Genomic DNA, 15,050 nt, shown 5'->3' on the forward strand with positions numbered 1-15,050 from the left:
GTGTCTGGTGACTAACAACCAATAACTAACTATCGGGAGCAAACCATGATCGTCATCGACCACCAACCGAACCGAGTCAGCGTTGCCGTGTTCGGGGAGTTCACTTTGGCCGATTACAAGGAGTTCGAAGAAGTCGTCAATTTCAAGGTCAAGTTCGAAGGCCCCGTTGACCTCTGTTTCGATCTCAGCCAGATGGCTGGCCTGACTCTGGATGTGGCCTGGGAGGAAATCAAGTTTTCGCGGGCCCATGCCAATGATTTCAAGCGTGTCGCGGTGGTCACCGACAGCCAGTGGGTAACGTGGAGTGCGTGGTTGTCGCAGACATTCGTCAATGCCGATGTTGAAGTCTTCGCCAACGCCGACGAAGCCAAGGCCTGGCTGGCCTGAACCGGCATGAGCTATACGACGCTGGTTGATGCGGCCACTGTGCGGTCGCATCTTCATGACCCTGACTGGCTGGTGATTGATGTTCGCCACCAGTTGGCGGATACGGCCTACGGTGAGCGGGTGTATGGCGAAGGCCACGTTCCCGGTGCCGCTTTTCTGCACTGCGATCGCGACCTGTCCGGTGCAATGACCGGCTGCAATGGCCGTCACCCGCTGCCCGATCAGCAAAACTTGGCTCAGCGGCTGGGTGAAATTGGCATCGGCGCGACGACGCAGGTGGTGGTCTACGATGATGCGCAGGGCATGATTGCCGGTCGTCTGTGGTGGTTGCTGCGCTGGCTTGGCCATGATCGGGTGGCGCTGCTCGATGGCGGTCTGCAAGTCTGGGTGGCGGCGGGTGGCGCGCTGACCGACGTGTTGCCGACCTTGGCGGCGCAAGTCTTTGTGGCCCGGCCGCGCGAGATGCTGGTCGATGCGGCTTTTGTCCTCGAGCGCATCGAAACGTCCCACATGCATCTGGTCGATGCCCGTGGGCCGGATCGTTTCCGTGGCGAAAACGAGACCATAGATCCGGTCGGCGGTCATATTCCTGGTGCGGTTAACCGCTTCTTCAAGGACAACCTGTTGCCGGACGGCCGTTTTAAGCCGGCTGCCGAGTTGCGTGCTGAATGGCTGGCCATCCTTGCCGGTTCGCCGCCTGATGTGGTTGTCCATCAATGTGGTTCTGGCGTATCGGCCTGCCTCAACATGGTGGCGATGGAGATCGCCGGGCTGACCGGGTCACGCCTGTACGCCGGCTCATGGAGCGAGTGGTGCGCCGATCCCGGGCGTCCGGTTACCCGGTAATCCTCTCCAGATGTCGTGAAACCAACCCCTGAAAGTCCTCGTGCCGGTATTTTTCTGCTCGCGCTGGTTGGCCTGACCACGCTAGTCGGCGCGTTTCTTGGCTGGACACTTCGGCCGCAACAGTTGCCCGCCGAAAGACCCGGACTGGCTACGCCGGCTGAGGCCAACGGCAGTGCGCAAGTTCCACTCGCTACAGCCAGCGAAAAGACAGTCGAAACGTCGACGTCGGCCGATCAGGACAAAGTGCCGGCGCGGCTCAAGGGGCAAGGCGAGTAAGGGCCCAGGCAACGTGCTCGCGCACCAGGGGCGATGGATTATCCAATTTTGCGGTGAGCGCATTTCTCGCCTCGGTCGAAGCGGGACCATTGCCGAGCGCCACGGCGATGTTTCGGAGCCATCGCTCGTGGCCAATGCGACGAATCGGGTTACCGGCCAGTCGGTAATCGAATTCCGGCGCCGTCCAGGCGAACAGGTTGATCAAACTCGCTGTATCGAGCCCGTGGCGCGGTGAAAATTCCGGGTCTCCAAGCTGGGCAAAGCGGTTCCAGGGGCAGCACAGCTGGCAGTCGTCGCAGCCATAGATACGGTTGCCGATCAGGGGGCGGAATTCTTCGGGAATGGGACCGGCGAGTTCGATGGTCAGGTAACTGATGCAGCGTCGGGCATCGACTTTGTACGGAGCGACAATGGCCCGGGTCGGGCAGGCATCGAGACAGGCGGTGCAACTGCCGCAATGTTCATCTATGGGCTCGTCGGGGGGAAGTGGCAGGTCGGTGTAGATGTCGCCGAGAAAGCGCCAGGAGCCTTGCTTCGAGAGCAGCAGCGTGTGCTTGCCCCGCCAGCCAAGGCCGGCTTGCCGGGCGAATTCGACTTCCATGACCGGGGCCGAGTCGGAAAAGACCCGGTAGCCGAATGGCCCCGTCAATTCGCTGATCGCATCGGCCAGTTTTTGCAGGCGGGAGCGGATCAGCTTGTGGTAGTCGCGCCCTTGGGCGTAGCGTGAAATCGCGGCTTGTCCTGGTTCATCCGTCGTTCCGAGGTGGGGCAGATAGTCGATGGCGGCACTGATCACCGTGATCGTTCCCGGGTGCAGTTGCTGTGGGTCGGCGCGCAAATCGGCATGGCGGGCCATATAATCCATCTCGCCGTGGCAGCCCGCCGCCAGCCATTCGCGCATTTTTTCGGCGGCGTGGCCGGGCTTGGCCCGCGCTACGCCGACCGCAGCAAAGCCGAATTTTTGGCCGGCCGCGCGGATTTTTTCCTTGAGTGCCGCGTAATCCACCATGGAGTCCTGATCGTGCATAGCCCCGATGTTACCGCCGTTTTCTCTCTCCCTGACGAGGCTGCTACCCAGCTTCTCGGTGAAACGCTGGCCCCCTTGCTGCAGCCGGGGCTGGTTATTTTTCTCGAAGGCGACCTCGGCGCGGGCAAAACGACCCTGTCGCGGGCGATGATCCGGGCGCTCGGCCATCGCGGTTCGGTGAAAAGTCCGACCTATTCACTGGTTGAAGTTTACGTAATTTCGAGCTTATACTTATATCACTTTGATTTTTATCGTTTCGAGTCCCCAGAGGAGTTTTTCGATGCGGGCTTTGATGAATACTTTAATGACTCTGCAATCTGTCTGGTTGAGTGGCCGGAACGTGCTCAAGGCTGCCTGCCGCCGCCAGACCTGCGGCTGCGCCTTCATCATGCAGGTCTCGGGCGTATCCTCGAAGCCGTGGCAGATACACCGCAAGGGCAGGCATGTCTGAACGCGCTCATCCCAGCCATGGGCGCCGACAACTCCTCAGATACGCCGGCGCCTCGCTGATCCTTTCGGTGACGCCGCTGGCCGGGGCCGCCGCCAGGCTGCCATCGATCCTCGCCGTGCGCATCTGGCCGGCCGCGGATTACACCCGGGTTACCCTCGAACACGACGCACCCTTCAAGTTCACCCATTTCACTGTTGAGAATCCTGACCGCCTTGTCGTCGATATCGAAGGCGTCGAATTCAACAGTGTCCTCGATAGCCTCGCCCGCAAGGTGGCGACGGACGATCCGAACATCAAGCTGCTACGTGCCGGCCGCTTCAAGCCGGGCGTGGTGCGTTTGGTCATGGAACTCAAGGGCAAGGTCAATCCGCAGGTGTTTACACTTGAGCCCGCAGGTGAATATGGTCGCCGGCTGGTCCTTGACGTCTACCCGGTCAATCCGCCCGATCCGATGATGGCCTTGCTCGAGGGTCGAAAGGACGCGGTCGAGCCGCTCAAGAACGAGCAGGATTTCCAGGTCGCCGACAAGCATGCCGATGAGTCAGCGGGCAAAAGGCCCGACAAGACCATCGAAGCGCCAGAGGTGCAGACCAGCAAGAAATCCGGCAAGCCGATTGTAGACCGTCTGGTTACCATCACCCTGGATCCCGGCCACGGTGGCGAAGACCCCGGGGCCATCGGCAAGGCCGGCACTTACGAAAAGAATGTCACGCTCGAAGTCGCCCGCCGTCTGAAGGCGCGTATTGACGCCGAGCCGAACATGCGTGCCGTGCTCACCCGCGATTCTGATTTCTTTGTGCCCTTGCAGATGCGTGTGCAGAAGGCCCGCCGCATCCAGTCTGATCTCTTTCTGTCCATTCATGCCGATGGCTGGATTCGGCCGGACGCCCGTGGTTCATCGGTGTTCGTGCTGTCGGAAAAGGGCGCATCGAGTACGCAGGCCCGCCTGCTTGCCCAGAAGGAAAACCAGGCTGATCTGATTGGCGGCGTCAATCTTGGCAGCAAGGACATGTTTCTCGCCCGTACCCTGCTCGACCTGTCGCAGACTGGCACCATCAATGACAGCCTGAAACTGGGTAAATATCTGCTCGGCGAACTGGGCACCATCAACACCCTGCACAAGGCCAGTGTCGAACAAGCCGGCTTTGCCGTGCTCAAGGCACCAGACATTCCCTCAGCCCTGATCGAAACAGCATTCATCTCCAACCCGGAAGAAGAAGCCCGGCTCAACGACGATGCCTATCAGGAGAAACTGGCCGGCGCGATCGTCCGCGGTATCCGTCAATATTTCATCAAGCATCCGCCCGGGCCGAAGTCCAGATTGGCTTTGCTCGGTTAGTCGGCCTGCAAGTCAGCCCTGGCTTGCTTTAACTACCTATTTTTCCGTGAAGACGGTCCTGAACATCGGGGCCAGGGCACGCCGTCCGCGCTCGTTGAGGTGGTTGTTGTCGGAAAAAAGTGGCCGACCATCACGCGAGCCGTAGCACTTTTCCTTCTCGCAAAGGTAAGGCACGGGGTCAAGGAGGTGGACGCCACACCTGTCGCGTGCCTCGTTGAGAGCGCCTATAACAAAGTCATTGCGCTGATGGTAATCGGCCAGACTGGTTGTGATGTCGGGCGCGTCACCGGTATGCCGCATGAGAATTCTGGCTAGCGCGTTCGGGACGTTCACGGCAAATTCCGGTATTGGCAGCATGTAGTAGACCGGGCGTTGGTTGCGGGCATAGGCGCAGGCCGTTTCGATCAGTCGCCGCCGATAATCTGCCAGATAGTCGACCTGCTGCTCGGCAGAAATGCCGGGGAGTACGGCTTGCGGTCGGCCGGTCAAATGGGTTTCGATGCGGAAAAGTCCGAATGGATAGAGCGATGCACGATTGACGATAACGATGGGCCGACTAGCTTCGGCTGCCATCGTTGTGGCAAACACTGCTTGGTTGAATGCCTTGCAGCGTTCGCCTTCGGCCTGGTCTACGCTCTGGATGTCGAGTACGGTCATGCAGGCACCCTTGCTCCACAACTGAACCCCCTGTCCAAATTCAGCGGCGGTGCGCAGCAGGGCTGTCACCGTGACGCCGGCGTGACTGTCGCCGACCATCATGGCGCCGATGGGCGTCTTGCCGTATAGGCAGCCGTCTTTTTGCGAGCCGTTGAAGCATTCCGGCCGCCAGGTGTTTTCAAGAGGGGCTTCGTCGGCTAATAGGGCGCTTACCCGTTCGGCCTGCGGGCGCAGGGCGAGCGACTGTTGCTCGCTCAGCCAGGAGGCGGGAACTGCGAGTCCGAGGGTGATCGCGGCGAATGCCATCCAGGCGTAGCGCGAATGACGGCGGCTAAAATGCTGTCTGGTCGGGATTTCGATGTGGCGATAGGAGAGCGCCCCGGCAATCAGCGTGGCGACAAGGGCCGCCGCAATCGCACCGGCGTTGTCCTGCAGTCCGTAGAGGCCAAGTTCAACGACCAGTGGCCAGTGCCAGAGATAGATCGAGTAGGAGCGCAGGCCGATCCATTGTGCGGCCGGGTTGGCCAGAATGACATTGTTTTCATGGCGGACGGCAATGACCAGACAGGCCAGGGCGACCGGGGCGATGGCCCGCCAACCCGGCCAGGGATCGGCGGATGACAACAACAGTGTCGTTGCGATAAGCAGCGTGACGCTCGTGATCGCGATAATCTGGGCCAGGCGTGGCGATACTGAACGCCGTTCAGCGAATAGGTATACCAAGCCCCCAGCCAACAGTTCCCATGCCCGGAAGGGAAGCAGGAAAAATGCCTTTTCCGGCTTCAGGGTGGTGATGAGGAGACAAGCAATCAGCGAGGCAAGCAGAAGAACGGGCAGGAATAAAGCCGGCCTGGCGACTCGGTGAATTTTTCTGAAGGCCACCACAAACAGTGGCAAGAGCAGGTAGAATTGCCATTCCACCGATAGCGACCAGGTATGCAGCAGCCATTTTTCATGGGCTGCCGTATCGAAATAGCCAGACTCACGGGCATAGGTGTGGTTGGAAACGAATAACGCGCTATCGCGCACGTGTTTGGCGAGTTGCTGGTACTCGTGAGCGGTGAGCGGCAAAAACCACCCGACAGCCAGCAGGGCGGCGCACATGACTAGCAGTGCCGGTACGATACGTTTGGCCCGCGCCAGATAAAAGGCACTGATCGAGAAATTTCCCGCTTCGGATGCCGACAGGATGATGCGTGTCATCAAGTAGCCCGAGATGACGAAAAATATGTCGACGCCGACGTAACCGCCCTGGAAGCCGGCAATATGGAAGTGGAACAAGACAACGGCCATGACCGCCAGGGCCCTCAGGCCATTGATATCTTGTCGGAAATTTTCGTGCGGGGTCAATGTCATCAAGAACAGTTGCTAATGTTTGCCGACAGGGTCGGTCCGGGTGATTGTCCTGCGCCGCAATCAGGCGCGCTCGCCGCTTCGTCTTTGCCCGACGGGGCGAGTGGGAATCAGCAAAAAGGATGACGAGTGTATCTTTGCCTTGCCGGCTAGAACAACTCGATTTCGCCCTTGGCGATTTCCTTGGCTGCGATATCGCCAGAGGCGATCAGCTTTTCGTAGCAATCGACGCGATTGCGGCCGTGCCGTTTGGCGTAATACAGGGCCTCATCGGCGCGGTCGATGACATCGGTCGGGGTGTCGTGCGGTTTCAGCATACTGAAACCGATACTCACGGTAATTCGGCCAACCCGACTGAAAAGCTGGTTCTCGACATTGCTCCGGAAGCGTTCGAGGGTGGCCAGGGCGAACGTTTCGTCGGTGGGCTGGAGCAGGGCGATGAATTCCTCGCCGCCAAAACGGAACAACTGGTCGTCGAAACGGAAGGAGCGGCGCATTTCCTGGCTGAGCATGATGAGGACTTCATCGCCAATCAGATGGCCGAAACTGTCATTCACATTCTTGAAATGGTCGATGTCGCAAACAGCCAGCCAGTGGCTGCTGCAGGGGGCGCCGCGCCGACGGCTTTCTGGGCCGCTCAGCATCTCGTCGCTGGCTGCCTTGCCGAGCAATTCGAAAAGGTGCTTGTCGAAGGTCTTGCGGCTGGCCAGGCCGGTCAGGGTGTCGGCTTCGCCATAATCAAGCAGCGAAATGTGATTGCCGAAATACTCGATGAGTCCCATCAGCGTGACCCGGTGGTCGGCCGAGAACTCGTCGGAGAGTAGCAGCTCGATCAGGTAGATCGGTTCATTGAGGCGAATGACCGGAAAGACGATGCGATGCATGCCGTCATCGAGAAAGTCGATGACCGCCGATAGTTCCTTGCGGCAGCGATTAAGCAACGGATCGCGTTCAATTGGCTGACAGAAGCGATGGTCCGGCAGATAGGCGTTGCGCAGGAACTGACCGTTGGGGCCGTAGCCGGCACAGGCAAAAACCATCGCCTTCTTGTTGCCGGAATAACAGCGGTAAATGGTCAGGCTTTGCGGATGGAAAAGGTCGAGCAGCGTATCCACCATGGCCGAGTTGATCTCCGTGCGGTCGCGACGCGCCGAGATTTGTACGACATGGCTGATCAGTTCGAGCATTGAATTTGGCCGACGGGATTTTGATAAACTTGATAATTATATCCATAAGTGTGTCAGGGTGTTTTGCAATGCGTCAGCCGTGGGTCGATGCAAAGCAATCTACCGGTATCCGCGGGGTGCCTTGAATCGTTATAATTAAATGTTTTTCCTGCCAATTTTCTTATGCGCGTCTTTCGCGGTCATTCGCGTCCCGTTCCTGCTCCGGTTGTCCTCGCCATCGGCAATTTCGATGGCGTGCACCTCGGGCATGCGGCACTGGTCAAACGCCTGGCCGAGGTGGCTGGGCAGCGCCAGTTGACGCCGATGGTGCTGACCTTCGAGCCGCACCCGCGTGAATTCTTTGCCCCGGCCTCGGCCCCGGCCCGCCTCACGACATTGCGTGAAAAGCTGGAACTGCTCGGTGATTGTGGTGCCCGTCAGGCCATGATCTGCCCCTTCAATGCTGGCTTTGCCGGCTTGTCGGCTGACCAGTTCATCGAGCAGGTGCTGGTCCGTGGTTGCCTGGTGCAACACCTGATCATCGGCGACGATTTTCGCTTCGGGCGTGGCCGGACCGGTGATTTTGCCCTGCTCCAGGCGGCCGGGCAGCGCTTCGGTTTCACTGTCGAAGCGATGGGCAGCGTCCTGGTCGATGGCGAACGGGTATCCAGTTCGGCTGTCCGTCGCGCCCTGCAGGCCGGCGACATGGAACACGCGGTGCGTCTCCTCGGTCGTCCCTACATCATTGATGGCCAGGTCCTGCATGGTCAGAAGCTCGGTCGTCAGATCGGCTTTGCCACGGCCAATCTGCGCATCAAGCACAACCCCCTGCCGATGACCGGCGTCTTCGCCGTCGAGGTCAGTGGTCTGGATGACCAGCCCTTGCCGGGCGTGGCCAATCTGGGTATCCGGCCGACCGTCAATGGCACGCGGCCGCTACTGGAAGTGCATCTTTTCGATTTCAATCGCGATATTTACGGCGCGCATATTTCCGTGCGTTTTGCCCATAAGTTGCGTGATGAACAACGGTTTCCCAATATTGACGCCCTCAAGGCGCAGATCGCGGCAGACGCCGTGGCCGCCCGGGCATTTTTCAAGCTGTGAGCACGCAAAATGGCTGATTACAAAGACACCCTGAACCTGCCGGATACGGCTTTTCCGATGCGGGGCGACCTGCCCAAGCGCGAGCCGCAATGGGTCGCCCAGTGGCAGGAGAAAAAGCTCTACCAGCGTATTCGTGAAGCCTGCGCCGGACGGCCGCGTTTCGTGCTGCACGACGGCCCGCCCTATGCCAACGGCGACATCCACATCGGCCATGCGGTCAACAAGGTCTTGAAGGACATCATCGTCCGCTCGAAAACGCTCTCCGGTTTTGATGCGCCCTACGTGCCGGGCTGGGACTGTCACGGCCTGCCGATCGAGCACCAGATTGAGAAACTGCACGGCAAGAACATCCCCGGCGACAAGGTGCGCGAACTCTCCCGCGCCTATGCGGCTGAGCAGGTCGAGCGCCAGAAGAAGGATTTCATCCGCCTTGGCGTATTAGGCGAGTGGGACAACCCCTACCTGACCATGAATTTCTCGGCCGAGGCCGGTGAAATCCGCGCCCTTGGCAAGATTCTGGAGCAGGGCTATCTCTACCAGGGTCTCAAGCCGGTCAACTGGTGTCTCGATTGTGGTTCCGCTCTGGCTGAAGCCGAAGTCGAGTACGAGGACAAGAATTCCCCGGCCATCGACGTTGCCTTTGAAGTGCACGAAAACCACGCCGCCAAGCTGGCTCATGCCTTCGGCCTGTCGCACTTGAATGGCCCTGCCTTTGCCGTGATCTGGACGACAACGCCGTGGACCCTGCCGGCCAACGAGGCGGTCAGCGTGCATCCGGAACTGACCTACGACCTGGTCGAAACCGAAAAGGGTGGCCTGATCCTCGTTCGCGAACTGGCCGAAGCTGCCCTCAAGCGCTACGGACTGGAAGGCGCGGTCGTTGGCTCGTGCACCGGCGACAAGCTCGACCAGATACTCCTCAAGCATCCTTTCCAGAAGCGTGACGTCGCCATCATCTGCGGCACGCATGTCACCACCGAGGCTGGTACTGGTTTGGTTCATACCGCCCCGGCGCATGGCGTGGACGACTACAACATCGGCAAGAAATACGGCCTGCCGGTCAATAACCCGGTGGGCAACGATGGTCGCTTCATCAGCACGACCCCGGCCCTGTCAGTCGGCGAACTGGCTGGCAAGACGGTGTGGGAAGCTAATCCGCTCGTTCTTCAGGAACTCGAAGCCTGTGCCCGCCTGCTCAAGAGCGAACGCATCCAGCACAGCTACCCGCACTGCTGGCGTCACAAGACGCCGATCATCTTCCGGGCGACGACGCAGTGGTTCATCGGTATGGAAAACAAGACCAGCGAAGATGCCTCGACCCTGCGCTGGATCGCCGAGCGTGCCGTCGATGAAACGCAATTCTTCCCGGCCTGGGGCCGTGCCCGTCTCGAAGGCATGATGAAGACCCGCCCGGACTGGTGCGTCTCGCGCCAGCGCAATTGGGGGGTGCCGATTCCCTTCTTCCTGCACAAGGAAACCGGCAAGCCGCATCCGCGCACGGCCGAACTGATCGAACAGGTGGCACTGCGTGTCGAAAAGGCCGGTATCGAAGCCTGGTTCAGCCTCGATGCGGCCGAACTGCTCGGTGCCGAGGCCGATCAGTACGTCAAAATGAAGGATACTCTGGACGTCTGGTTCGACTCCGGGACGACGCACTGGCATGTCATGCGCGGCTCGCACGCTGCGCAGCACAGCTACCCGGCTGACCTCTATCTCGAAGGCTCCGACCAGCATCGCGGCTGGTTCCAGTCCTCGCTGCTCTCCGGTTGCGCGATCGATGGCCGCGCCCCGTATAAGGCGCTGCTGACGCACGGTTTCGTCGTCGACGGCAAGGGCCACAAGATGTCGAAGTCCAAGGGCAATGTCATCGCCCCGCAGCAGGTCTCCGACAAGATGGGGGCCGACATCCTGCGCCTGTGGACGGCGTCGACCGATTACTCGGGCGAACTGACCATTTCCGACGAAATCCTCAAGCGCGTCGTCGAAGGCTATCGCCGCATCCGCAACACGCTGCGCTTCCTGCTCGCCAATGTCTCCGATTTTGATGCGGCGGCCGACATGCTGCCGGTCGGCGAGTGGCTGGAAATCGACCGCTACGCCCTGGCCCTGACCCGCCAGTTGCAGGATGGCTGCCGCGCCGACTACAACCGCTACGAATTCCACCGCGTCGTCCAGGCCCTGCAGACGTTCTGCTCGGAAGACCTCGGCGGCTTCTACCTCGACATCCTCAAGGACCGTCTCTACACCACTGCCCCCAAGTCGGTGGCACGGCGTTCTGCCCAGTCCGCGCTGTGGCACATCACGCAAGCCTTCGTTCGCCTGCTGGCGCCGATTACCGCCTTCACGGCCGAAGAGGTCTGGCAGGTGCTGAGCGGCAAGGCTGACGATTCGGTGATGTTGCAGCAATGGCACACCCTGCCGGCGCAGGCCGGTGATGGCGATCTGCTTGCCAAGTGGGCATTGATCCGTACGGTGCGGGCCGATGTGACCAAGGCCCTAGAAGCACAACGTGAAGCCGGCAAGATTGGCTCGGCGCTTCAGGCTGCCGTTGAAATCCATTGTGCCGGCGAGAAGTACGATGCACTGGCCTCGCTTGGCGACGATCTCAAGTTTGTCCTGATCTGCTCGTCGACGGTCGCCATCCGCGATGACAACGAACAGGTCATTGCCATTCCGCTCGAACATGCCAAGTGCGAACGTTGCTGGCATGTCCGCGACGATGTCGGGGCGCATGCCGAGCATCCGGGCTTGTGCGGCCGCTGCGTCAGCAATCTTCATGGCGACGGCGAGGCGAGGGCGCATGCCTAACGCAGGTCGCTGGTATGCGCTGGCCGGGCTGGTCATTGTGCTCGACCAGCTCAGCAAGTGGCTGGTGCTGGAGAACATCGGTTTCGGCGAAACGATCTACGTTGCACCGTTCTGGAACTGGGTGCTGACCTTCAACCCCGGCGCTGCCTTCAGCCTGCTGGCCGATCAACCCGGCTGGCAACGCTGGTTTTTCACGGTACTGGCGCTTGGCGTTTCCGGCTGGATCGCCATCATGCTCCGTCAGCATCCGCAGCAAAAGCTGCTGTCGCTGGCCCTGGCAATGGTCATGGGCGGTGCGCTGGGCAACGTGATCGACCGCGTGCGCTTCGGTGCCGTCGTCGATTTTGTCCAGTGGCATGTCGCCGGCTATTACTGGCCCGCCTTCAATGTGGCCGATTCTGCCATCACGCTCGGTGCCGTTTTGCTCATCATTGAGCAACTGACCGCAGCCCACAAAAAAGAGATTTCCTGATGACCGCTACCGTCCGCTCCGACAGCTTCCTGACCCTGCATTACCGCATCAATGCACTGGATGGCGAAGAGTTCCTGTCCACCTTCGACATGAGCCCGGCCACCCTGCAGATGGGCAGCGGCCAGTTGGCCGAAAACCTCGAATCCGTGCTCATCGGCCTGCCGGCGCACGAACGCTTCGTTTTCGAACTCGAACCGGCGCAAGCTTTCGGCATGCACAACGAACGCCTCGTCGAGCGCATCGCCCGCGCCGGTCTGCCGGCCGACATGGAACTCAAGGCCAATTCTGTCGTCGAATTCACCGCCCCGAATGGCGGCACCTTCGCCGGCTTCCTGCGTGAACTTGATGCCACGCACGCCTTGTTCGACTTCAACCACCCGATGGCCGGAAAAACGATCCGCTTCGAGGTGGAAATCATCGGAATCATGTAATGCAAATCATCCTCGCCAACCCACGCGGCTTCTGCGCCGGCGTCGAACGTGCCATCAGCATCGTTGAGCGGGCGCTGGAAAAGTTCGGTGCGCCGATCTACGTTCGCCACGAAGTGGTGCACAACAAGTTCGTCTGCGACGACCTGCGTGCCAAGGGCGCGGTGTTCATCGAGGAATTGAGCGAAGTCCCAGCCGGCAGCACGGTTATCTTCAGCGCTCACGGGGTCTCCAAAGCCGTGCGCAGCGAAGCCGAAGAACGCGGCTTGAAAGTCTTCGACGCGACCTGCCCACTGGTCACCAAGGTGCACGTCGAAGTCGGCAAAATGCGCACCCAGACCCGCGAAGTCGTCATGATCGGCCACAAGGGCCACCCGGAAGTCGAAGGGACGATGGGGCAGAGCAATGGCGGCATGTATCTGGTTGAAACCGCCGACGAAGTCGCCGGCCTGCAGGTCATTGACCCGGAAAACCTTTCCTTTGTCACGCAGACCACCCTTTCCGTCGACGATGCCAGTATCGTCATCGATGCCCTGCGGGCGCGCTTCCCCAATATCCAGGGGCCGAAGAAGGACGACATCTGCTACGCCACGCAAAATCGTCAGGATGCCGTCAAGGCACTGGCCGAGCAGTGTGATCTGGTGATCGTGGTGGGGAGCCCGAATAGCTCGAATTCACGGCGTCTTCGGGAGGTAGCCGTGGGGCGGGGGCTGGATGCTTATCTGATTGATGGGGCGGACGAGATTGATCCGGCTTGGCTGGCGGGTAAGCACAAAATTGGCGTAAGCGCCGGCGCTTCGGCGCCTGAGGTGCTTGTTCTGCGCGTGGTAGAGCGAATCAAGTCGCTCTCCGGCGCCTCCGTCGCTCAGCTCGATGGTGTTGTCGAAGGGGTTTCTTTTCCCCTGCCGAAAGAACTGGCGCAATAAGCCAGTTAGCCTGCAGCGGGTTCCGGCAGGTCGAAGCGGATTTCGATGATTCGCCAGCTTTTAACTGGTAAGCCAGCGACGAGGGCGGGGCTGAATCTGGCTTGGGAGAAAGCGCTGACCAGCGTTGCTGCATAGGGTTCTGGCAGTGTCGACGTCAGCACGTCAACCTTGTCAGCACGCCCTGACTCGTTGATCAATACCTTGAGATAAACCGCCCCCCCGGGTATGTTCGTAGTGGCCGGCAATGGCAGTTCTTCTACGTCGATCACGTAAGCCAGTTTTTCGACATGTTCTGGTGCCAGATACGTTTCGTCCGGAGCGTTTGGTACGGGTATCCACTGTGGCATTTCCGAAGATGCTGTTTCTGCAGCTGGTTCGGTCGACGCCTTGGTGCTTTGTATGGGAGCCTGGTCCGACTTTGGTTTGAGGGTTGTTGTTGAATGCTGTCCCGCAAGGATGACTTCTAGTCGGTGTGGGCTGGCCGACCGGTGTGTTATCGGTTGGATCAGCCACCATCCCATCCAGATATGTGCACCTATTGAAAGGGCAACGCCAACCGCCAGCCTCCGTAAAGTGGCCACTTGCCACGGACTAGGCAATCTGAAGTTGCCGATTGGATCGATTGCATTCACGAAGCGCGTTTATACCCTTGTTTTCCTGTATTCAAGATTAGCAAAGTTGTGACAATCTCTCAGTCCGCTTGTCGCTGACGTTTAACCGTTGATCATTTATGCTGCGGATCCATGTAAATCGGCTTGCATCCATTACCGCTTGTCAGTGAAATTGCTCCATACGTCAGTGCCGCCGTACTAACGATTTTTCTCTGGTTATAGTGACCATAGGAAAAGAATTTTCGGGAGATGTCTGTGCAAAGAGAACGTGGATTTACCCTTGTCGAACTGATGGTGGTGGTGGCGATTGTTTCCATTCTTGCGTCCATTGCGCTTCCCGCATACAGCTACTATGTCATGAAGAGCAGGATTCCTGATGCGACATCGAATCTGGCCTCCAAGCGTGTGCAGCAGGAGCAGTTCTTTCAGGATAACCGTACTTATGTCAATGGGACCGGCTGCGCAGCGGATTCCGTTGCCAGCCAGTTCTTCGATTTCTCCTGCAATAATGTTTCTGCCACTACCTATACGCTTCAGGCTGTTGGCAAGGGGCCGATGGCCGGCTTTACCTACACGGTAGACGAAACCAATGCCAAAGCTTCGAGCCTCCCGAGTGATTGGGGCGGCGCCACGACGGGCTGTTGGGTCTCGAAGAAGGGGGGCGGGTGTTGAAAGCCTTTCGCCTTCAGCGAGGTATGTCGCTCATCGAGTTGTGTGTCGGTGTGGCGATTTTTGCGGTTTTGGCCGCAATGGCTGCTCCAAGCTTCACGGCATGGATTCAGAGTAGCCAGATTCGTGTTGCCGCAGAGTCGATTCAAAATGGATTGCAGTTGGCTCGTGCCGAGGCCGTGAGGCAAAACGCACAGGTCCAATTCGTCATGGATTCGGCTTATGGCTGGTCGGTCGGATGTGTCACAGCAAGTGCAGCATGCCCCGCTGTTATTCAGTCGCGACCAGCGTCAGAGGGTAGCGCCAATGCCGTTATTGCAGTTACGGAGAACGGCGGTGGCGTGTCGTTCCCAGTGACTGTTATTTTTAACGGAGTGGGCCGTGTTACGCAAATTGTGGAAACAGATTTCGGTGTGACCAACCCGACAGGCGGCTCGGGCATGAGAAACCTGCGAGTTGTGGTGTCTACCGGAGGGCAAGTTCGTATGTGTGATCCTGCATTGTCATCTTCCGACCCCAGAGGCTGCTGA

General features: G+C 59.4%; 16 protein-coding genes. 12 read left to right on the plus strand and 4 right to left on the minus strand.

The window, feature by feature from the left end:
• Positions 1-45: 45 nt before the first annotated feature.
• The 3 genes from HYN24_RS04800 to HYN24_RS04810 are packed head-to-tail and all read left to right on the plus strand — an operon-like array spanning position 46 to position 1,509.
• Entirely contained in the window at positions 46-387 is a 342-nt protein-coding gene (locus HYN24_RS04800; RefSeq protein WP_117608200.1) for an STAS/SEC14 domain-containing protein, read from the plus strand.
• A 6-nt stretch (positions 388-393) separates the two neighbouring features.
• Positions 394-1,233 carry a sulfurtransferase gene (locus tag HYN24_RS04805; protein ID WP_117608201.1) on the plus strand — a complete coding sequence of 280 codons (840 nt, stop codon included), beginning with the start codon at positions 394-396 and terminating at the stop codon, positions 1,231-1,233.
• A gap of 15 nt (positions 1,234-1,248) precedes the next feature.
• On the plus strand, positions 1,249-1,509 hold the full coding sequence (locus HYN24_RS04810) for a hypothetical protein (protein WP_117608202.1): 261 nt from the start codon (positions 1,249-1,251) through the stop codon (positions 1,507-1,509).
• Here the strand turns inward: HYN24_RS04810 and queG are convergent.
• Positions 1,490-2,536, minus strand: coding sequence for a tRNA epoxyqueuosine(34) reductase QueG (gene queG, locus HYN24_RS04815; RefSeq protein WP_117610206.1), 1,047 nt, complete (start codon positions 2,534-2,536; stop codon positions 1,490-1,492). The two genes, HYN24_RS04810 and queG, sit on opposite strands and share 20 nt — an antisense overlap.
• Here queG and tsaE point away from each other — a divergent pair.
• Together tsaE and HYN24_RS04825 are read left to right on the plus strand one after the other, a co-directional pair.
• Positions 2,531-3,046, plus strand: a complete 516-nt coding sequence (gene tsaE, locus HYN24_RS04820; RefSeq protein ID WP_240327735.1) for a tRNA (adenosine(37)-N6)-threonylcarbamoyltransferase complex ATPase subunit type 1 TsaE — start codon at positions 2,531-2,533, stop codon at positions 3,044-3,046. The genes queG and tsaE overlap by 6 nt on opposite strands.
• The gene (locus HYN24_RS04825) at positions 2,980-4,326 is read left to right on the plus strand and encodes an N-acetylmuramoyl-L-alanine amidase (protein ID WP_117608203.1); all 1,347 of its coding nucleotides are present in this window, start codon (positions 2,980-2,982) and stop codon (positions 4,324-4,326) included. Before tsaE ends, HYN24_RS04825 begins: the two co-directional genes overlap by 67 nt.
• A gap of 36 nt (positions 4,327-4,362) precedes the next feature.
• Here the strand turns inward: HYN24_RS04825 and HYN24_RS04830 are convergent, their stop codons facing one another.
• Both HYN24_RS04830 and HYN24_RS04835 read right to left on the minus strand, forming a co-directional pair.
• Positions 4,363-6,339 carry an acyltransferase family protein gene (locus HYN24_RS04830; protein WP_117608204.1) on the minus strand — a complete coding sequence of 659 codons (1,977 nt, stop codon included), beginning with the start codon at positions 6,337-6,339 and terminating at the stop codon, positions 4,363-4,365.
• Between the two features lie 146 nt (positions 6,340-6,485).
• On the minus strand, positions 6,486-7,523 hold the full coding sequence (locus HYN24_RS04835) for a GGDEF domain-containing protein (protein ID WP_117608205.1): 1,038 nt from the start codon (positions 7,521-7,523) through the stop codon (positions 6,486-6,488).
• 162 nt (positions 7,524-7,685) lie between these two features.
• On the opposite strand from HYN24_RS04835, the gene HYN24_RS04840 reads away from it, so the two are divergent.
• From HYN24_RS04840 to ispH, 5 genes are read left to right on the plus strand one after another with little or no spacing between them, the layout of a single operon-like run.
• Positions 7,686-8,606 (plus strand): bifunctional riboflavin kinase/FAD synthetase, encoded by a 921-nt coding sequence (locus tag HYN24_RS04840; RefSeq protein ID WP_117608206.1) that lies wholly within the window; start codon positions 7,686-7,688, stop codon positions 8,604-8,606.
• Positions 8,607-8,615: 9 nt separating this feature from the next.
• The gene (gene ileS, locus HYN24_RS04845) at positions 8,616-11,414 is read left to right on the plus strand and encodes an isoleucine--tRNA ligase (RefSeq protein WP_117608207.1); all 2,799 of its coding nucleotides are present in this window, start codon (positions 8,616-8,618) and stop codon (positions 11,412-11,414) included.
• Complete coding sequence (lspA, locus tag HYN24_RS04850) at positions 11,407-11,886, plus strand: signal peptidase II (protein WP_117608208.1); 480 nt, start codon at positions 11,407-11,409, stop codon at positions 11,884-11,886. The genes ileS and lspA overlap by 8 nt, the downstream gene beginning before the upstream one ends.
• Positions 11,886-12,317, plus strand: a complete 432-nt coding sequence (locus tag HYN24_RS04855) for a peptidylprolyl isomerase (RefSeq protein WP_117608209.1) — start codon at positions 11,886-11,888, stop codon at positions 12,315-12,317. The genes lspA and HYN24_RS04855 overlap by 1 nt, the downstream gene beginning before the upstream one ends.
• Positions 12,317-13,240, plus strand: a complete 924-nt coding sequence (gene ispH / locus HYN24_RS04860; RefSeq protein WP_117608210.1) for a 4-hydroxy-3-methylbut-2-enyl diphosphate reductase — start codon at positions 12,317-12,319, stop codon at positions 13,238-13,240. The genes HYN24_RS04855 and ispH overlap by 1 nt, the downstream gene beginning before the upstream one ends.
• Positions 13,241-13,245: 5 nt before the next feature.
• Here the strand turns inward: ispH and HYN24_RS04865 are convergent, their stop codons facing one another.
• Positions 13,246-13,872 (minus strand): energy transducer TonB, encoded by a 627-nt coding sequence (locus HYN24_RS04865; protein WP_162888592.1) that lies wholly within the window; start codon positions 13,870-13,872, stop codon positions 13,246-13,248.
• Positions 13,873-14,100: 228 nt separating this feature from the next.
• Here HYN24_RS04865 and HYN24_RS04870 point away from each other — a divergent pair, with 228 nt between their 5' ends.
• Both HYN24_RS04870 and HYN24_RS04875 read left to right on the plus strand, forming a co-directional pair.
• A complete protein-coding gene (locus HYN24_RS04870) occupies positions 14,101-14,523 on the plus strand; it encodes a type IV pilin protein (RefSeq protein ID WP_117608212.1) in 423 nt (140 codons plus the stop codon).
• Positions 14,517-15,050: a GspH/FimT family pseudopilin gene (locus HYN24_RS04875; protein ID WP_256372106.1), complete on the plus strand. Its 534-nt coding sequence runs from the start codon at positions 14,517-14,519 to the stop codon at positions 15,048-15,050. Before HYN24_RS04870 ends, HYN24_RS04875 begins: the two co-directional genes overlap by 7 nt.

It is taken from the genome of Dechloromonas sp. HYN0024, assembly GCF_003441615.1.
In the GTDB taxonomy this organism is placed as follows: Bacteria; Pseudomonadota; Gammaproteobacteria; order Burkholderiales; family Rhodocyclaceae; genus Azonexus.

Bases quoted from the DNA above. Each gene is read 5' to 3' on its own strand.
- HYN24_RS04800 (WP_117608200.1), top strand. From the start codon at position 46: ATGATCGTCATCGACCACCAACCGAACCGAGTCAGCGTTGCCGTGTTC.
- HYN24_RS04805 (WP_117608201.1), top strand. From the start codon at position 394: ATGAGCTATACGACGCTGGTTGATGCGGCCACTGTGCGGTCGCATCTT.
- queG (WP_117610206.1), bottom strand. From the start codon at position 2,536: ATGCACGATCAGGACTCCATGGTGGATTACGCGGCACTCAAGGAAAAA.
- HYN24_RS04825 (WP_117608203.1), top strand. From the start codon at position 2,980: ATGTCTGAACGCGCTCATCCCAGCCATGGGCGCCGACAACTCCTCAGA.
- HYN24_RS04830 (WP_117608204.1), bottom strand. From the start codon at position 6,339: ATGACATTGACCCCGCACGAAAATTTCCGACAAGATATCAATGGCCTG.
- HYN24_RS04835 (WP_117608205.1), bottom strand. From the start codon at position 7,523: ATGCTCGAACTGATCAGCCATGTCGTACAAATCTCGGCGCGTCGCGAC.
- HYN24_RS04840 (WP_117608206.1), top strand. From the start codon at position 7,686: ATGCGCGTCTTTCGCGGTCATTCGCGTCCCGTTCCTGCTCCGGTTGTC.
- ileS (WP_117608207.1), top strand. From the start codon at position 8,616: ATGGCTGATTACAAAGACACCCTGAACCTGCCGGATACGGCTTTTCCG.
- lspA (WP_117608208.1), top strand. From the start codon at position 11,407: ATGCCTAACGCAGGTCGCTGGTATGCGCTGGCCGGGCTGGTCATTGTG.
- HYN24_RS04855 (WP_117608209.1), top strand. From the start codon at position 11,886: ATGACCGCTACCGTCCGCTCCGACAGCTTCCTGACCCTGCATTACCGC.
- ispH (WP_117608210.1), top strand. From the start codon at position 12,317: ATGCAAATCATCCTCGCCAACCCACGCGGCTTCTGCGCCGGCGTCGAA.
- HYN24_RS04870 (WP_117608212.1), top strand. From the start codon at position 14,101: ATGTCTGTGCAAAGAGAACGTGGATTTACCCTTGTCGAACTGATGGTG.